This is a genomic window from Massilia sp. MS-15 (assembly GCF_020176695.1).
Lineage (GTDB): Bacteria > Pseudomonadota > Gammaproteobacteria > Burkholderiales > Burkholderiaceae_D > Telluria > Telluria hydrophila.
Map to the genome: position 1 here is coordinate 1 of NZ_JAIWIA010000055.1, position 15,750 is coordinate 15,750.

Genomic DNA, 15,750 nt, shown 5'->3' on the forward strand with positions numbered 1-15,750 from the left:
TCCGTTTTTCTACTATCGCCATAATCGGCATTTTTTTCTCCATCCGGTATACACCTCGGTTTTTTTTAAGGGTATAGTCTTCCTTATCCCATTGCCTTCGGGCATCAAAACAATATCAAACGCACACGTTTGAACCCCTGAGCGGCCGCCTGCGCCGCAGCCGATCCCGCGAGAGACACCGCCGGCACGGCACTCATGAAGCACTGCTGTCCGTCTCAAACTTAGCTAGAGATCAAACGATGCCCAATTTCGCTCAACTTCAAGTTGCCTTCAAGAATGCCTTCAAGAGCCTCTCCGTGCGGATCGCCCTGGCGGCGCTGCTGGGTGTGCTGGCGACGGTGGCAATCTGGAAGTCGACCGTGCCCCAGGATCCGAATCCGGTCGTGCAGTCGCAAAATATTGCCGAGATCACCGAGCTGGCGGCCAAGAAGGCCCGCCTCGAGTACCTGCTGATCGCCAAGCCGCTGTCGGAGTCGCCGCGCTACGTCTACAAGTTCAAGGACGCGGACGCGATCCACGTGGTGAAAGTGCCGAGCACTTCGCACCTGTCGCTCGAGCGCGAAGTGCTGCTGAAGAACGCGATCCCCTATTCGATCGCCAAGGACGACTACCTGGCCAGCCACAAGGCCGTGATGGACGAAGGCGAGACTTTCCTCGAGAAGACCGGCACTTTCCTCAAGAACTATGGCCTGCAGATCGGTCTCGTGCTGCTGGTGCTCTACCTGCTGAAATTCGGCCTGCCGGGCATGAATGCCAGCGCCTCGATCATCACCCCGGACAAGCTCAAGGGCAGCATGGACGACCTGATCGGCATGGAAGACATCAAGCAGGAAGTGCTGCACCTGGAAGACATGATCCGCAACCGCGACGAATACCACTCGCACAACATCGACAAGCCCTTCAACGTGATGCTGACCGGCCCGGCCGGCACCGGCAAGACCAAGCTGGTCGGCTACCTGGCCAAGCGCCTCGACATGCCGCTGATCTCGGCCTCGGGTTCGGCGCTGGAATCGGGCTACGTGGGCGGCGGCTCGAAGGCGCTCAATGCGCTGTACAAGAAGGCCTGCGCCAAGGGCAAGTGCATCATCTTCCTCGATGAAGCGCAGAGCCTGTTCATGCCGCGCGGCCGCAGCGAGAAGAAATGGGAAGACGATACCGCCAACACCCTGCTGGGCCTGCTCGACGGCGTGAAGAGCGACAAGGGCCAGGGCGTGATCTGGGTGGTGGCGTCGAACTTCGATGACTCGAACACCGAGATGGACGAAGCGATGTTGCGCCGCTTCTCGGTGAAGATCAACTTCCGCCTGCCGAACAAGGCCGAGCGCAAGGAACTCCTGCGCAGCTTCCTGGCACGCAAGAAAGAAGGCCTGGTCGACTGGAACGATACCAACCTGGACCAGGTCGCGGAAATCACCCAGAACCTGAGCCCGGCGCTGCTGGAAACCGTGGTCGAGCGCGCGTCGATGCTGTCGATCCAGGAAAAGACGATCATCAACACCAACCTGCTGTTCCGTGCCTACGAGCGCGCCACCATCGGCCTGACCGACCGCGCCACCACGGCTGAAAAGACCAAGCAGCGCGAGCGCATCGCCCTGCACGAACTGGGTCACTTCTTCATGCAGATCGATCCCTACCTGCGCGCCGGCCTGAGCCTGCTTGAGGTGAAGGAAAAGTCGCACCTGCTGAAGATCAGCACCGAAGCGGTGTCGAAGATCGGCGCGCTGGGCTACGTGCTGCAGTCGGGCGAGGACATGTCGCTGCGCACCCTGGAAGAGCTGGAGCGCGACGTGATCGGCCTGTACGGCGGCGTGGCGGCGGAAGAGCTGTTCTACGGCCCGCGCGGCATCTCGGTGGGCAGCCAGAACGACATCGAGAAGATCACCAGGATGCTGAACCTGATGGTCGGCCGCCTGTCGATGTACTCGCGCTCGAAGCTGGACTATTCGCAGCTGCAGAAGGACATGGGCGGCGAGCACACGCTGCGCCTGGTGGAAGAAAAAGCCGACGAGCTCTACAGCTACACCCTGAACGCGATCCGCGACTACAAGCTGGTGATCGAGTCGCTGAAGGATACCTTGATGGAAGAGTATGTGCTGTCGAAGGATGCGGTGTTCGCGCTGCTCGAAGAGCGCAGCGAGCTGATCCACTCGCAGCTGCACGGCCGCCATGCCAACCTCAAGCTGTGCGTGGAAGAGGTGGTTGCCGCTTAAGTCTTACAAGGATTTTCCTTGCTGTTCTTGAACCCGCCTCGCGCAAGCCGGCGGGTTTTTTTATCCTCAACACACTGCGATCCCTGCCCATCCCTTTTGGCCGGCAGCCGGTGGCGCAGCATTTCCCATTCTGATGCGGATTGCGTGCATTCCGGAGCCAGAGGACGCCGGCCGGCGCTGCCTGGGTCGTTCATGTTACTTTCTCCGTTGACTGTCTGGCAGAACGCTTCCATCGAGATCAGCATAGCAGGTCACAGAGCCAGGACATCACAGCCTATCAGGCGGACAGGAATCGACCCAAGGCGGGCGCTGCTGGGCGAGCACGCGATTACGTCAGAAAGCCAACGGATTCAATGTCAAATGGCGCCGGCGCTACTTTCCAATCGCTTTCAGGTCGTGCGCCAGATGCTAGGTCAAGGGTGGAAGGTGGAAGGAGGCGAGTACGGATCTGTGGCGTGCATGAAGATAACTTCATCGTCTCCGCTGTTGTCCAGCCGCTCAGCCTTCGCGCCACCAGGTTTCCCAGCCCTTGTTGCGCGCCATGGCGCTCGAAGGCAGCTGCGTCATCAAGAGCCAGGCGCCGATCAGGTCGACGCAGGCGAACAGCGCGTTCAGGAGCGACACCAGCATGATCAAGTCGGAGCGAATTGACCATAGCGCGCACACCAGTAGGGGCGCCACGCTGATGATCAGGAACGGCGCCAGGAATACCGCCACGTAGCGGTTGCGCGACATCTCACCGAGGTACATTGCGTAAAAGATGCCCTTCGAGGGCCACACGCCGTACACGGAATCGTCGGACAGGCCGGCCTTCGGGTGCACCATGCCGTGCACCATTTCGTGCACCACGATCAGGATGGCTATGGCCGCAAACATCTCCCATAGCGGCGGCACCTGCGGCTTGCCGGCGATGGGCGTGAGCCAGTACCACAACACGGCCAACAGCACGACCACCCCCATGCCGACCGGTACGCCGATCAGCTGGATCCTGTCGGCCGGCGGTTCATCGAGCTTGCGCCAGGGAGCGGTCGGGTTGAAATCGTCGGAGTCGGGCACTGCGCCCATCTTGAATTTCATTGTACTTGGCGCACTGCGGGATAGTCGCCGGCCAAGTCGTACATCAGCAGAAAATGCATGCGAAACTCTTCCAGAAAATAATCAGCCTCGCATAGTAAACGTGAGATGTTCAAACAGCAATCAACAGCTTCGACGGGCTAATCCTGGTACCGACAATTCTACCGCTGCGTCCGCTTCCGGCCCGATCCCGGCCATTCAACGCGCCACCGGCTGCGCTTCGCCCCAAGCGCACCTGCTTCAATGCGCCGCCGCCCGCTCCTTGAGGGTCTCCATCACGTGCCGCGTCATGCTGGCCGCCAGTTCCTGCTCGCCGACGAACACCTTGCCGCCGGTATCCTCGCGCAGCAGCGCCGCCTCGCCTTCGTTATGCGAACGCACCACCACCTTGACCGATGGGTTGAGCATGCGCGCGATCTCCACCATCCGGCGCACGTGGAAAGTGTCGGGGGTGGCGATCACGAGCAGGGCGGCGTGCGTGATGTGGGCCTGGATCAGCACCGCCGGCTCGGCCGCGTTGCCGGCCACCGCCGGGATGCCGCGTGCGCGCAGGCCTTCGACCATTTCGCGGTTCTGCTCCGCCACGACGAAGTGCACGCCGCGCGCGGCCAGGTCGTCGGCGATGCGGCGGCCCACGCGGCCCAAGCCGACCAGCACCACCTGGCCGCTGAGCTTTTCGTGCGCCGTTTCCATCGGCAGCTCGGCCAGCGGGTCGACCGGGTGTTCCAGCCTGCGCGCCAGGTCCGGCTTGGAACGCAGCCATTTTTCCAGCGGCGTGGCGAGGGTGAAGATCAGCGGGTTGACCGCGATCGAGATGATGGCGCCGGCCAGGATCAGGTTCTGCCCCAGCACCGGGAGCAGTTCCAGCTGCATGCCCAGCGCCGCCAGGATGAAGGAGAACTCGCCGATCTGCGCCAGCGATGCCGACACCGTGATCGCGGTGTTGAGCGGATAGCGCAGCGCCAGCACCAGCACGAAGGCGGCGATCGACTTGCCGAACAGGATGATCGCGACCACGCCCAGCACCTGCAGCGGATACTCGACCAGCACCATCGGGTCGAACAGCATGCCGACCGAGACGAAGAACAGCACCGAGAATGCGTCGCGCAGCGGCAGCGATTCCTCGGCCGCGCGGTGGCTCAGTTCCGATTCGCGCAGCACCATGCCGGCGAAGAAGGCGCCCAGCGCGAAGGACACGCCGAAGAAGTGCGAGGACGCATAGGCGATGCCGACCGCCGCCGCGATCACGGACAGCGTGAACAGTTCGCGCGAGTTGGTCTTGGCGACCCGCCACAGGAACCATGGGAAGATCTTGCGGCCGACCACCAGCATGAAGGCGACGAAGGCGCCCACCTGCAGCAGGGTCTTGCCCAGCGCCGGCCACAATTCGGCGCCGGCGTCGCCGCGGCCGCCAAGCGGCCCGCTGAGTGCCGGCAGCATCACCAGCACCAGCACCATGACCAGGTCTTCGACCACCAGCCAGCCGACCGCGATGCGGCCGTTCAGGGAATCGAGCACGCCGCGCGCTTCCAGCGCCCGCAGCAGCACCACGGTACTGGCCACCGACAGCGCCAGGCCGAACACCAGGCCGGCGCCCAGCCCCCAGCCCCACCAATGCGCCAGCCCCATGCCCATCAGCGTCGCCACCGCGATCTGCAGCAGCGCGCCGGGCAGGGCGATCTTCTTCACGTCGAGCAGGTCGCCCAGCGAAAAGTGCAGGCCGACGCCGAACATCAGCAGCATCACACCGATCTCGGCCAACTGCGAAGCCAGCTGCACGTCCGCGACGAAACCCGGCGTGGCCGGGCCGATCAGGACACCGGCGGCGAGGTAGCCGACCAGCGCGGGCAGTTTCAGGCGTATGGCGAGCATGCCGAACAGGAGGCCGAAGCCCAGTGCGGCGGCAATGGTGGTGATCAGGCTGAATTCATGGTGCATCCGTGCGGCCTCCGTGGCAGGTTGTTAACCCCACGAGTATACGCGACAGGGTCCCCCTGCCCGGAATTATTTACCTGCGGATCAAGGCACGGTCGCGAGCGTTAGCAGCACTTTGTGCACCGATGCACGCACGGAGGCGAACTGCTCGGGACGCGCGCGGCGGTCCAGCCGGAACAGCATCAGGCCTTCGACCTGGGCCACGATCAGCACCGAGCGCCGCATGTACTCCTCGTCGTCGATGGCCGGGTTCAGTCCGCGCACCAGGCCGTAGATGGCCTTGCGTTCGCGCCCCACCATCTTGCCCATCAGGCTCGAAGCGAAGGGATGGCGCGAGGCCAGCGCCCAGATCTCGAAGAAGATCGCATGGGTCACCGGCTCGGTGATCTCGTCGAGGAACATGTCCACCGTGCTCAGGAAGCGCTCGACCTGGGGCCGGCCCGCCATCGCCACCGCGATGTGGTCCATCTTGGCCTGGAACTCGTCCATCGTATACAGCAGCAGCGCCTCGAGCAGTTGCTCCTTGCTGCCATAGTAGTGCTGCACGTTCGACAGGCTCATGCCGGCCTCCTGGGCCACGCGCCGCATCGACAGCCCGGCATAGCCTTCGCTGGCCAGCAGGCCGCGCGCGGCGAGGAGGATATCGCGCGCCCGTCCCAGGCCCTTTTCGGTGGTGGTCGAAGGCTTGTTGCGCAGCGTGCTGTCGAGAGTGGGCATCATGGCGCGATTATCGCAGACACGTACAAAAATTAGTACAGTTGACCTATAATCGGCTGATTAGGTCGTGCGACCTAATCGTATGCGGCTAGGGCAGGACGAGACAGGAGACAGTGGTGAAACAAGTATATGTCAGCGGCGTCGGGATGATCCCGTTCGCCAAGCCGGGGGCCAGCAGCCCGTATCACGAGATGGGCGCCCAGGCCGCCCGGGCCGCGCTCGAAGACGCGGGCCTGCCATATGACCTGGTCGAGCAGGCCTATGCCGGCTACGTGTATGGCGATTCGACCAGCGGCCAGAAGGCGCTGTACGCGGTGGGCATGAGCGGCATCCCGATCGTCAACGTCAACAACAATTGCTCGACCGGCTCGACCGCGCTGTTCCTGGGCCGCCAGGCGATCGCCAGCGGCGCTGCCGACTGCGTGCTGGTGCTGGGCTTCGAGCAGATGAGTCCCGGCGCGCTCGGCTCGGTGTTCACCGACCGCCCGACCCCGTTCGACGCCTTCGACGAAGTCACCGACCGCCTGGTCGGCAAGCCCCAGATCCCGCTGGCGCTGCGCTACTTCGGCGGCGCCGGCCTGGCCCACATGGAGAAATACGGCACCCCGCTGGAAGCGTTCGCCCGCATCCGCGCCAAGGCCAGCCGCCACGCCGTCAACAATCCGCTGGCGCTGTTTCGCAAGGAAGTCACGGCCCAGGACGTGCTGGACGCGCCGGCGATCTGGCCGGGCGTGATGACGCGCCTGATGGCCTGCCCGCCCACCTGCGGCGCGGCAGCAAGCCTGCTGGTGTCGGAAGATTTCGCGAAGCGCCACGGACTGCGCCGCGACGTGCACATCGCCGCCCAGGCCATGACCACCGACACCCCGGCCACTTTCGCCTCCGGCGACATGATGCGCCTGGTCGGCTACGACATGAGCCGCGCCGCCGCCCAGAAGGTCTACGAACAGTCCGGCCTCGGCCCGGAAGACCTGGACGTGGTCGAACTGCACGACTGCTTCGCGCACAACGAGCTGATCACCTATGAAGCCCTGGGCCTGTGCCCGGAAGGCGGCGCCGACAAGTTCATCCTCGACGGCGACAACACCTATGGCGGCAAGGTGGTCACGAATCCGTCCGGCGGCCTGCTGTCGAAGGGCCACCCGCTCGGGGCCACCGGCCTGGCCCAGTGCTACGAGCTGACCCACCAGCTGCGCGGCACGGCCGATGCGCGCCAGGTTGCCGGCGCGCGGGTCGCGCTGCAGCACAACCTGGGCCTGGGCGGCGCCTGCGTGGTCACCATGTACCGCAACGGATAAGGGCGGCGGATGGATACCATCGTCGATTCCCCATCCTCCTGGATGAATGAAGAACTGCGGTCCTTCCGCGACGCGGTGCGCCGCTTCGTGGCGGGCGAGATCACGTCGCACCAGGACAGGTGGCGCGCGCAGCAGCACGTCGACCGCGACCTGTGGCGCAAGGCCGGCGCGATGGGCCTGCTGCTGGCCGACATCCCCGAAGAATACGGCGGTGCGGGCGGCAGCTTCGCCCACATGGCGGTGGTGTTCGAGGAGCTGTCCTACGGCGGCGACACCGCCTTCGGCATCCACGTGCACGCCATCGTCGCCCACTACCTGCTGAACCAGGGTACCGAGGAGCAGAAGCGGAAATACCTGCCGCGCCTGGCCAGCGGCGAGATGATCGCGGCGATCGCCATGAGCGAGCCGGGCGCCGGGTCCGACCTGAAGGGCATCCGTACCACGGCCGTGCGCACGCCCGATGGCTACCGCGTGAGCGGCTCCAAGACCTTCATCTCGAACGGCTACCTGGCCGACCTGGTGCTGGTGGTGGCCAAGACCGACCCGGCCGCCGGCGCCAGGGGCGTATCCCTGCTGCTGCTGGAAACCAGGGACAACCCCGGCTTTCGCGTCGGGCGCATCCTGGAGAAGGTGGGGCAGAAGGGCCAGGACACCTGCGAGCTGTTCTTCGACGAGGCCCATGTACCGCTCGACAATGTGCTGGGCGGGGAGGAGGGCCGCGGCTTCGCCCACCTGATGACCGAGCTGCCGTATGAGCGCACCATCCTCGGCGTATGCGGCGTGGCCGCCATCGAGCGTGCGCTGGCGCTCACCATCGCGCACACGCGCGAGCGCAAGGCCTTCGGCCAGGCGCTCATCGAGATGCAGAACACCCGCTTCGTGCTGGCCGAGATCAAGACCGAGGCGACGGTGGCGCGCATCTTCATGGACCGCTGCGTCGAAGACATGATGGCCGGACGCATGGACACCGTGCGCGCCTCGATGGCCAAGTACTGGATCTCGGACCTGCAGTGCAAGGTGGTGGACCAGTGCGTGCAGCTGTTCGGCGGCTATGGCTACATGCTGGAATATCCGATCGCCCAGATGTACGTGGACGCGCGCGTGCAGCGCATCTATGGCGGCGCCAACGAGATCATGAAAGAGATCATTGCGCGGTCGCTCTAGCGCGGGAAAGGCAGGCATGGCACAGGCGAAGACGGGACCGCTGGCGGGCGTGCGGGTGGTCGAGATGGTGGGCATCGGGCCGTGTCCGTTCGCGGCGATGATGCTGGCCGACATGGGCGCGGACGTGATCCGTATCGACCGCAAGGGCAGGCCCGGCGAAGACAATCCCTATCCGGTGCTGGGTACCCGCCACGACGTGATGACGCGCGGACGCCGTTCGCTGTGCCTGGACCTGAAGAGGGAATCCGGACGCCAGGCCGCGCTGCAGCTGCTGGAAGGCGCCGACGTGCTGCTCGAGGGCTTCCGCCCGGGCGTGATGGAGCGCCTGGGCCTGGGGCCGGATGCCTGCCTGGAACGCAATCCGAAACTGGTCTATGGCCGCGTCACCGGCTGGGGCCAGGACGGGCCGCTGGCGCAGGCGGCCGGCCACGACATCAACTATGTGGCCTTGTCCGGCATGCTGCACGCAACCGGACGCGCCGGCAGCCCGCCGCCGCCGCCACTGAACCTGGTGGGCGACTTCGGGGGCGGCGGCATGATGCTGGCCTTTGGCGTGGTCTGTGCGGTGCTGGAGGCGCGCGCGTCCGGCCAGGGCCAGGTGGTGGACGCCGCCATGACCGACGGCGCGGCGCTGCTGGGCGCCATGATGTACGGCCTGCGCGGTTTCGGGGCCTGGAGCGACGCGCGCGAGGCCAACCTGCTCGATGGCGGCGCGCCCTTCTACGACACCTACGCCTGCAGCGACGGCAAGTTCATCTCGATCGGGGCGATCGAGCCGCAGTTCTTCGCCACCCTCCTGCGGCTCACCGGCCAGGACGATCCGCTCTTCACCCGGCGCTGGAACCGGGCCAACTGGCCCGAACTGAAGCGGCGCCTGGCGGCGCTGTTCGCGACGCGCAGCCGCGAGCAATGGTGCCGCCTGCTCGAAGGCAGCGACGTCTGTTTCGCGCCCGTCCTCGACCTGGACGAGGCGCCGCGCCATCCCCACAACGCGGCCCGGCATACCTTCGTGGAGATCGACGGCGTGACCCAGCCGGCGCCGGCGCCGCGCTTCAGCCGCACGGCGCCGGCCACCCCGCGCGCGCCCAGCAGCCCGGGGGCGGACAGCGTGGCGATCCTGCTCGAATGGGGCTTCACGGCCGAGTCAATCGAAGCGCTGAGGGCGCGCGAAGTCATATAGCATTCGGTGGCAGGCGGCATGGCCGCCATCCTGTTCCCGGAGCCCATGACGAAAGCCACCGAACTGCGCCAGTCGAAACTGCTTGCCCTCGCGTTCCTCGCGGGCGCGGCACTGCTGTTCGTGCTGACCCTGTTCCTGCCGCAGAACTGGTGGACCGGCCTGCTGCGCGCGTTTTCCGAAGCCGCCATGGTGGGCGCCCTGGCCGACTGGTTCGCGGTGGTGGCGCTGTTCAGGCGCGTGCCGATCCCGATCGTCTCGCGCCATACCGAGATCATCCCGAAGAACAAGGAGCGCATCGCCGATAACCTGGCGCGCTTCGTGCACGAAAAATTCCTCGACACCGAATCGATCGTGCGGCTGATCCAGCGCCACGACCCCGCGCAGAAGGTGGCCGACTGGCTGGTGCAGCCGGCCAATACCGCGCTGCTGGGCCAGCAGCTGGTGCGGGTGGGCGGCTGGATGCTCGACTTCATCGAGGATGGCGCGGTGCAGGGCCTGCTCCGGCGCGCCGTGCACGCCATGGTCAACAGCGTGGACCTGTCGACATCGGCCGGCACCATCCTGGAAAGCCTGACCCGCGACGGGCGTCACCAGGAGCTGCTCGACGAAGGCATCATGCAGCTGGCGCGCCTGCTCGACAACCAGGACACCCAGGCCACGATCTCGCAGGGCATCGTTGACTGGCTGCGCGAAGACTATGCCTTCATCGAGCGCATGCTGCCGTCGGAACTCATCGGCCGCAAGGGCGCCGACCTGGCGGTGCGGCTCGCCTCCGGCATCCTGAACAAGGTGGCGGCCGACCCGCGCCACCCGCTGCGCCAGCGCTTCGACGTGTTCACCGCCGAGTTCATCGAACGCCTGAAGGCCGACCCGGCCTTTGCCGCGAAGGCGGACGAGATCAAGGCCTACCTGCTGGGCGACGAGACCCTGAACGGCTACCTGGCCACGCTGTGGGGCGAGCTGAAGGACTGGGTCAGGCGCGACCTGCACAGCGAGGACTCGGCCCTGCGCCGGCGCCTGGTGGCCACCGGCGCCTGGATCGGCCAGGTGCTGGCCGAGGACCCGCAGCTGCGCGCCTCGCTCAACGAGAGCCTGGAAGCGGCCGCGCGCGGCGCCGCGCCCGAATTCGCGGGCTTCCTCACGCGCCACATCGCCGATACGGTGAAGCAGTGGGACGACCGCGAGATGTCGGAACAAATCGAACTCAACATCGGCAAGGACTTGCAGTACATTCGCATCAACGGCACGCTGGTCGGTGGCCTGATCGGGGTCACGCTGTACCTGCTGTCGCAGGCGCCGGCGCTGTTTTGACCGAATGGTAAAACTTTCTGGAAGAGGGCGGCATGGAACAACTCGCACTGAACGCCTGGCTGGCGGCGAACCCGGAGGTCGAGCAGATCCCGGGCCGCGACCTGTTCATCATCGCCCGCTACCTGGTACCGATGGAGGCGAACCTGGCCCAGGGCTGCCTGGTCGCGGCCGGCATCCCGGCGGTGCTGGCCGACGCCCACCTGATGCAGGCCGACCTGCTGCTGGCGCCCGCGCTGGGCGGAGTGCGCATCCTGGTGCCGCAGGAATACCTGCAGCACGCCGCCAGCGTGCTGGCCAGCCTGGCGCGCGGCGACTTCGCGCTGGACGAGTCGTTTACGGATGAGTAGAACGGCGGCTTGCGTGAACTGGCGAACGTTACGGGACGCCATTGCGGCGTAGCCTGATGCCGTCAACTACCATTGCAAGGAGACGCATCATGCCGCAAGGGGATAAATCGTCCTATACGGACAAGCAGAAGCGCCAGGCCCAGCACATCGAGCAGAGCTACGAAAAGAAAGGTGTGCCGAAGAAGGAAGCCGAACGGCGCGCCTGGGCGACCGAGAACAAGATCTCGGGTGGCGGCAAGAAGCATTGAGCCAGCCAGCCCCGCAAACGCACAACGGCCCGGTTCGCGAGAACCGGGCCGTTGTCGAATCTGGTGGTGATAGGTGGACTTGAACCACCGACCCCAGCATTATGAGTGCTGTGCTCTAACCAGCTGAGCTATATCACCGAAAAAAGTCACCGCCAGGCGGTAAAGCAAAATGGCTTGACCCTGGAGAGTCAAGCCATCCGCTTGGAATTCTGTGGTGGTGATAGGTGGACTTGAACCACCGACCCCAGCATTATGAGTGCTGTGCTCTAACCAGCTGAGCTATATCACCGCAACGGCAGGCATTATCGGGGGCGCCGCCTTGCCTGTCAAGGCTGGACGCGCTTCCGGGGCGCAAAAATTTCGTGCCAATGTCATTTTTCCAACCTGCCCAGCCTGTCCATCAGCTCGCCGGTCGGGTGGTTACCCAAGCAGTCTACCACGATCCGCTCCGGCATCGCGCGCAGCCAGGTGAGCTGGCGCTTGGCCAGCTGGCGGGTGGCGATGATGCCCAGCTCGCGCAGTTCGGTACGGTCGATCTTGCCGTCCAGGTAGTCCCAGGTCTGGCGGTAGCCGACGCAGCGGATCGAGGGCAGGCTGGGCGACAGGTCGCCGCGCGCGCGCAGGCGCGCCACTTCCGCCACCAGGCCTGCGTCGTCGCGCTCGCCCAGCATGGCATCGAAGCGCTGGGCGATGCGCGCGTGCAACACGGCGCGCTCAGACGGTTCCAGCGCGAACGAGACCAGCTCGAAGGGCAGCTCCGGCTTGCCGCGCTTGCCCAGCAGGGCCGACATCGGCTGGCCGCTGAGGGTGATGACCTCGAGCGCGCGGTTGATGCGCTGGGCGTCGTTCGGTTCCAGGCGCGCGGCCGTCACCGGGTCGAGCGTGCGCAGGCGGGCGTGCATGGCCGGCCAGCCGAGGCGCGCCGCGTCGTCCTCGATGGCCGCGCGCACTGCCGGGTCGGCGGTCGGCAGGTCGTCCAGGCTGTCGGTCAGGCCCTTGAAATACATCATGGTACCGCCCACCAGCAGCGGCAGCGCGCCGCGCGCGCCGATCTCGCCCACCAGGCGGATCGCATCCTCGCGGAACTGCATCACCGAATAGCTCTCCAGCGGATCGATGATGTCGATCAGGTGATGCGGCACGCTCGCCAGTTCCTGCGCGCTCGGCTTGGCCGTGCCGATGTCCATGCCGCGATAGACCAGGGCCGAGTCGACCGAGATGATCTCGACCGGGCGGGTCTGCGCGATCGCCAGCGCGGCCGCGGTCTTGCCGGACGCGGTCGGGCCCATGATGGCCACGGCCACCGGTTTCTTGCTGTTCATCGTCATTACTGGCCGCGCAGGAAGAGTTTATCGAGCGCGGCGATCTCGAGCTGCACCCAGGTCGGACGGCCGTGGTTGCACTGGTCGGAGCGCTCCGTGATTTCCATTTGCCGCAGCAGCGCGTTCATCTCCTGGGTCGAGAGGATGCGGTTGGCGCGCACCGCCGTGTGGCAGGCGAGGGTGCCGAGCAGCTCGTTGCGGCGCTCGATCAGCACGCGCGAGCCGCCGTATTCGCGCACGTCGCGCAGCACGTCGCGCGCCAGCGTCTGGGCATCGGCGTTCTTCAGCAGGACCGGCACGGTGCGCACCGCCAGCGTCGTCGGCGACAGGGCGGCGATGTCGAAGCCGAGCGCCTTCAGGGTGTCGGCATGGTCCTGGGCGGTCGCCACCTCGACCGCGTCGGCGTAGAAGGTCACGGGAATCAGGAGCTGCTGCACCTGCAGTTCCTCGCCGTCGGCGCGCGCGTCGAGCGCGTTCTTGATCTGCTCGTACAGGATGCGTTCATGCGCCGCGTGCATGTCCACCAGCACCATGCCGCGGGTGTTCTGGGCCAGGATGTAGATGCCGTGCAGCTGGGCCAGGGCGAAGCCGAGCGGGAAGTCCTCGTTCGACAGCGGGCGCTCGCCGCCGGACAGCGGCATGCCGGCCGCGGCCTCGGCCCTGGCCGGCGCGCCGGCGGCGAACAGGGCGCCGTAGGATTCGAGGCGCTGCGCCACGCCGCCGGTCGGGTTTGCCGGATGCTGCGCGGGCCGCGGCTCGTCCCAGCGGCTGCCCGGCGCGAACGGAGAAGGCGAGAAGCTCGGCGCCAGCTGCGCGCCGAAGGAAGTCTGTTCGTGCGGGCGCGGCGCCCACACCGGCGTGCCGGTCGGCCTGATGTCGGCGGCCGAGACCGGCGCCGGCGCGCTGCCGTGCGCCGTGGCCGAGGTCTGCGCCAGGGTGCGCTGCACCGCGTGGAACACGAACTGGTGCACGGCGCGGCTGTCGCGGAAGCGCACCTCGATCTTCGACGGGTGGACGTTGACGTCGACCAGCGCCGGGTCGAGTTCGAGCGACAGCACGTAGCAGGGGAAGCGGTCGCCGTGCAGCACGTCCTGGTAGGCCGCGCGCACCGCGTGCACCAGCAGCTTGTCGCGCACGAAACGCCCGTTCACGTAGAAGAACTGGCCGTCGGCGCGCGCCTTGGACGCCGTCGGCAGGCCGACGTAGCCGTGCAGGCGCAAGGGGCCGGCCGCCTCGTCCAGCGCCAGGCGCGCCTCGGCGAACTCGCTGCCCAGGATCTGGCCGCTGCGCCTGGCCGCTTCGCTCACGTTCCAGTGGTCGATGGTGCGGCCGTTGTGCGTCAGGCTGAACGCGACGTCCGGGCGCGACAGCGCGATGCGGCGCACGACTTCGGCGCAGTGGCCGTATTCGGTCTGTTCGGACTTCAGGAACTTGCGCCGCGCCGGGGTATTGAAGTACAGGTCCTGCACGTCGATGGTGGTGCCGAAGGTGCCGGAAGAGGGCGCGACACGGCCCTCGTGCGAGCCGACGATCTCCCAGGCGTGGGGCGCGTCCGGCGTGCGCGAGGTGATGCGCACCGCGGCCACCGAGGCGATCGAGGCCAGCGCCTCGCCGCGAAAGCCCAGGGTGCCGACGTGCTCCAGGTCGTGCAGCGAGGCTATTTTTGAGGTGGCATGGCGCGCCAGCGCCAGCGGCAGCTGCTCGGGCGCGATGCCGCGGCCGTTGTCGGTGATGGCGATGCGCTTGACGCCGCCTTCTTCCAGGCGCACGGTGATCTGGGTCGCGCCCGCGTCGAGCGCGTTTTCCAGCAGTTCCTTCACCACGGCCGAGGGCCGCTCGACCACTTCGCCGGCGGCGATCTGGGAGATGAGCTGGTCGGGCAGTTGCTGGATCGGGCGCTGCACGGTGGCTGGAGGTGGGACGGGCGCGTTCATCGCCAGATTATATCCCGGCGCGCGGCCCGGTCCACCCTAGCGCTCCCGCACCGGGATCGGGGCATTGCACAGGTCGATCTTGCCCGTGGCGACCTTGTTCCATGGCCCGCCGCGGTTGCGCTGGGCTTCCACCACGGCCTGGTAGGTGGCGCTGTCGGTGCGCATCACCTCGAAGCGGCTGCGCTCGGCTTCGGGCAGGTCGGCCGCCAGGCGCACCTGTTTGATCGGCATGCGCTGCTCGGGTTTCTCGTAGAAGCCGGCGGCGCCAAGGCCGCGCGGCTGGACCGACAGCAGCGGCATGCCGGAGACGACGCGGCCGACCACGGTGATGTTGCGGTCGAGCTGGCGCGGCGAGTGGCCGGTGACCACGTACAGCTGCGAACCGTTGCCGGAGTCGGCCTCGTTGCCGCGTGCCACGCCGATCATCGCATAGCAGTGCACCAGCCAGGCCTGGCCGCTCTTCGGATCGCGCGCGGCCGGGAAGCCGCCCGCATGGCCGACCTCGGGCGCGTAGACGTCGCCGTCCTTGAGCGGCGTGAAGGCGCCGGCCGACTTCATCGGCGCGGTGAACTCCGCCTTCACGGTCCTGGCGGCCTTGTAGGGCCTGGGCTGCTCCTCGTTGGCGTCGCCCCACTGCACCACGAAGCCGTCCTGCGAGCGGATGATCGCCAGGCCGTCGAAGTACTGTTCCCGCACCAGGGCGCGGATGTTGGCGGCCGTGGCCGGGGCGAAGGCCGGCGCCAGCTCGATGACCACGCGGCCGGTCGGCAAGTCCATGTACAGCGTGTTGTCCGGATCGAGCGGGCGCCAGTCGCCCGGCTTGGAAGCCTTGACCACGTCGGCCACCGAGGGCTTGGGCGGCAGTTCCTTGGGCGCCGGAGCGGCGGCGGCTGCGCCGGTGGCAAGGACCAGCATGGCGCTGGCAAGGCGGTGGACGATCGGCGAAACGGTCATGCGGTCTCCAGGATGGGGTAGCGGTGGGTCGATTGTGCGGGAATGTGGTCGGAAGG

At 66.6% G+C, this 15,750-nt stretch carries 13 protein-coding genes and 2 tRNA genes; 7 read left to right on the top strand and 8 right to left on the bottom strand.

Annotated elements, in window-relative coordinates; translation table 11 throughout:
* Positions 1-239: 239 nt before the first annotated feature.
* Positions 240-2,210, top strand: a complete 1,971-nt coding sequence (locus LCI23_RS18395; protein ID WP_224947907.1) for an AAA family ATPase — start codon at positions 240-242, stop codon at positions 2,208-2,210.
* A 498-nt stretch (positions 2,211-2,708) separates the two neighbouring features.
* On the opposite strand, the gene LCI23_RS18400 is transcribed toward LCI23_RS18395, so the two are convergent.
* The 3 genes from LCI23_RS18400 to LCI23_RS18410 all read right to left on the bottom strand — a co-directional run bounded on the left by LCI23_RS18400 (position 2,709) and on the right by LCI23_RS18410 (position 5,939).
* On the bottom strand, positions 2,709-3,275 hold the full coding sequence (locus LCI23_RS18400) for a DUF3267 domain-containing protein (protein ID WP_224947908.1): 567 nt from the start codon (positions 3,273-3,275) through the stop codon (positions 2,709-2,711).
* 249 nt (positions 3,276-3,524) lie between these two features.
* On the bottom strand, positions 3,525-5,222 hold the full coding sequence (gene ybaL / locus LCI23_RS18405) for a YbaL family putative K(+) efflux transporter (RefSeq protein ID WP_224947909.1): 1,698 nt from the start codon (positions 5,220-5,222) through the stop codon (positions 3,525-3,527).
* An 81-nt stretch (positions 5,223-5,303) separates the two neighbouring features.
* Positions 5,304-5,939, bottom strand: a complete 636-nt coding sequence (locus tag LCI23_RS18410) for a TetR/AcrR family transcriptional regulator (protein ID WP_224947910.1) — start codon at positions 5,937-5,939, stop codon at positions 5,304-5,306.
* Positions 5,940-6,049: 110 nt separating this feature from the next.
* On the opposite strand from LCI23_RS18410, the gene LCI23_RS18415 reads away from it, so the two are divergent.
* The 6 genes from LCI23_RS18415 to LCI23_RS18440 all read left to right on the top strand — a co-directional run bounded on the left by LCI23_RS18415 (position 6,050) and on the right by LCI23_RS18440 (position 11,484).
* Positions 6,050-7,234, top strand: coding sequence for a lipid-transfer protein (locus LCI23_RS18415; protein WP_224947911.1), 1,185 nt, complete (start codon positions 6,050-6,052; stop codon positions 7,232-7,234).
* Positions 7,235-7,243: 9 nt separating this feature from the next.
* Positions 7,244-8,398 (top strand): acyl-CoA dehydrogenase family protein, encoded by a 1,155-nt coding sequence (locus LCI23_RS18420; RefSeq protein WP_224947912.1) that lies wholly within the window; start codon positions 7,244-7,246, stop codon positions 8,396-8,398.
* Between the two features lie 16 nt (positions 8,399-8,414).
* Positions 8,415-9,578, top strand: a complete 1,164-nt coding sequence (locus tag LCI23_RS18425) for a CaiB/BaiF CoA-transferase family protein (protein ID WP_224947913.1) — start codon at positions 8,415-8,417, stop codon at positions 9,576-9,578.
* Positions 9,579-9,623: 45 nt separating this feature from the next.
* On the top strand, positions 9,624-10,889 hold the full coding sequence (locus tag LCI23_RS18430) for a DUF445 domain-containing protein (RefSeq protein ID WP_224947914.1): 1,266 nt from the start codon (positions 9,624-9,626) through the stop codon (positions 10,887-10,889).
* Between the two features lie 32 nt (positions 10,890-10,921).
* Positions 10,922-11,236, top strand: a complete 315-nt coding sequence (locus LCI23_RS18435; protein ID WP_224947915.1) for a putative signal transducing protein — start codon at positions 10,922-10,924, stop codon at positions 11,234-11,236.
* Positions 11,237-11,325: 89 nt separating this feature from the next.
* The gene (locus LCI23_RS18440) at positions 11,326-11,484 is read left to right on the top strand and encodes a hypothetical protein (protein ID WP_224947916.1); all 159 of its coding nucleotides are present in this window, start codon (positions 11,326-11,328) and stop codon (positions 11,482-11,484) included.
* A gap of 61 nt (positions 11,485-11,545) precedes the next feature.
* On the opposite strand, the gene LCI23_RS18445 is transcribed toward LCI23_RS18440, so the two are convergent.
* From LCI23_RS18445 to LCI23_RS18465, 5 genes are all read right to left on the bottom strand, one after another.
* Positions 11,546-11,622 (bottom strand) — tRNA-Met (locus LCI23_RS18445).
* 74 nt (positions 11,623-11,696) lie between these two features.
* Positions 11,697-11,773 (bottom strand) — tRNA-Met (locus LCI23_RS18450).
* Positions 11,774-11,855: 82 nt separating this feature from the next.
* Positions 11,856-12,812 carry a tRNA (adenosine(37)-N6)-dimethylallyltransferase MiaA gene (miaA, locus tag LCI23_RS18455; RefSeq protein ID WP_224947917.1) on the bottom strand — a complete coding sequence of 319 codons (957 nt, stop codon included), beginning with the start codon at positions 12,810-12,812 and terminating at the stop codon, positions 11,856-11,858.
* A complete protein-coding gene (gene mutL, locus LCI23_RS18460; RefSeq protein ID WP_224947918.1) occupies positions 12,812-14,740 on the bottom strand; it encodes a DNA mismatch repair endonuclease MutL in 1,929 nt (642 codons plus the stop codon). The genes miaA and mutL overlap by 1 nt, the downstream gene beginning before the upstream one ends.
* A gap of 36 nt (positions 14,741-14,776) precedes the next feature.
* Positions 14,777-15,694 carry a peptidylprolyl isomerase gene (locus LCI23_RS18465; protein WP_224947919.1) on the bottom strand — a complete coding sequence of 306 codons (918 nt, stop codon included), beginning with the start codon at positions 15,692-15,694 and terminating at the stop codon, positions 14,777-14,779.
* Between the last annotated feature and the right edge of the window lie 56 nt (positions 15,695-15,750).

Coding starts and splice junctions, on each gene's coding strand:
- miaA (WP_224947917.1), bottom strand. CDS start 12,812: ATGACGATGAACAGCAAGAAACCGGTGGCCGTGGCCATCATGGGCCCG.
- LCI23_RS18430 (WP_224947914.1), top strand. CDS start 9,624: ATGACGAAAGCCACCGAACTGCGCCAGTCGAAACTGCTTGCCCTCGCG.
- LCI23_RS18425 (WP_224947913.1), top strand. CDS start 8,415: ATGGCACAGGCGAAGACGGGACCGCTGGCGGGCGTGCGGGTGGTCGAG.
- LCI23_RS18420 (WP_224947912.1), top strand. CDS start 7,244: ATGGATACCATCGTCGATTCCCCATCCTCCTGGATGAATGAAGAACTG.
- LCI23_RS18465 (WP_224947919.1), bottom strand. CDS start 15,694: ATGACCGTTTCGCCGATCGTCCACCGCCTTGCCAGCGCCATGCTGGTC.
- mutL (WP_224947918.1), bottom strand. CDS start 14,740: ATGAACGCGCCCGTCCCACCTCCAGCCACCGTGCAGCGCCCGATCCAG.
- ybaL (WP_224947909.1), bottom strand. CDS start 5,222: ATGCACCATGAATTCAGCCTGATCACCACCATTGCCGCCGCACTGGGC.
- LCI23_RS18395 (WP_224947907.1), top strand. CDS start 240: ATGCCCAATTTCGCTCAACTTCAAGTTGCCTTCAAGAATGCCTTCAAG.
- LCI23_RS18400 (WP_224947908.1), bottom strand. CDS start 3,275: ATGGGCGCAGTGCCCGACTCCGACGATTTCAACCCGACCGCTCCCTGG.
- LCI23_RS18440 (WP_224947916.1), top strand. CDS start 11,326: ATGCCGCAAGGGGATAAATCGTCCTATACGGACAAGCAGAAGCGCCAG.
- LCI23_RS18435 (WP_224947915.1), top strand. CDS start 10,922: ATGGAACAACTCGCACTGAACGCCTGGCTGGCGGCGAACCCGGAGGTC.
- LCI23_RS18410 (WP_224947910.1), bottom strand. CDS start 5,939: ATGATGCCCACTCTCGACAGCACGCTGCGCAACAAGCCTTCGACCACC.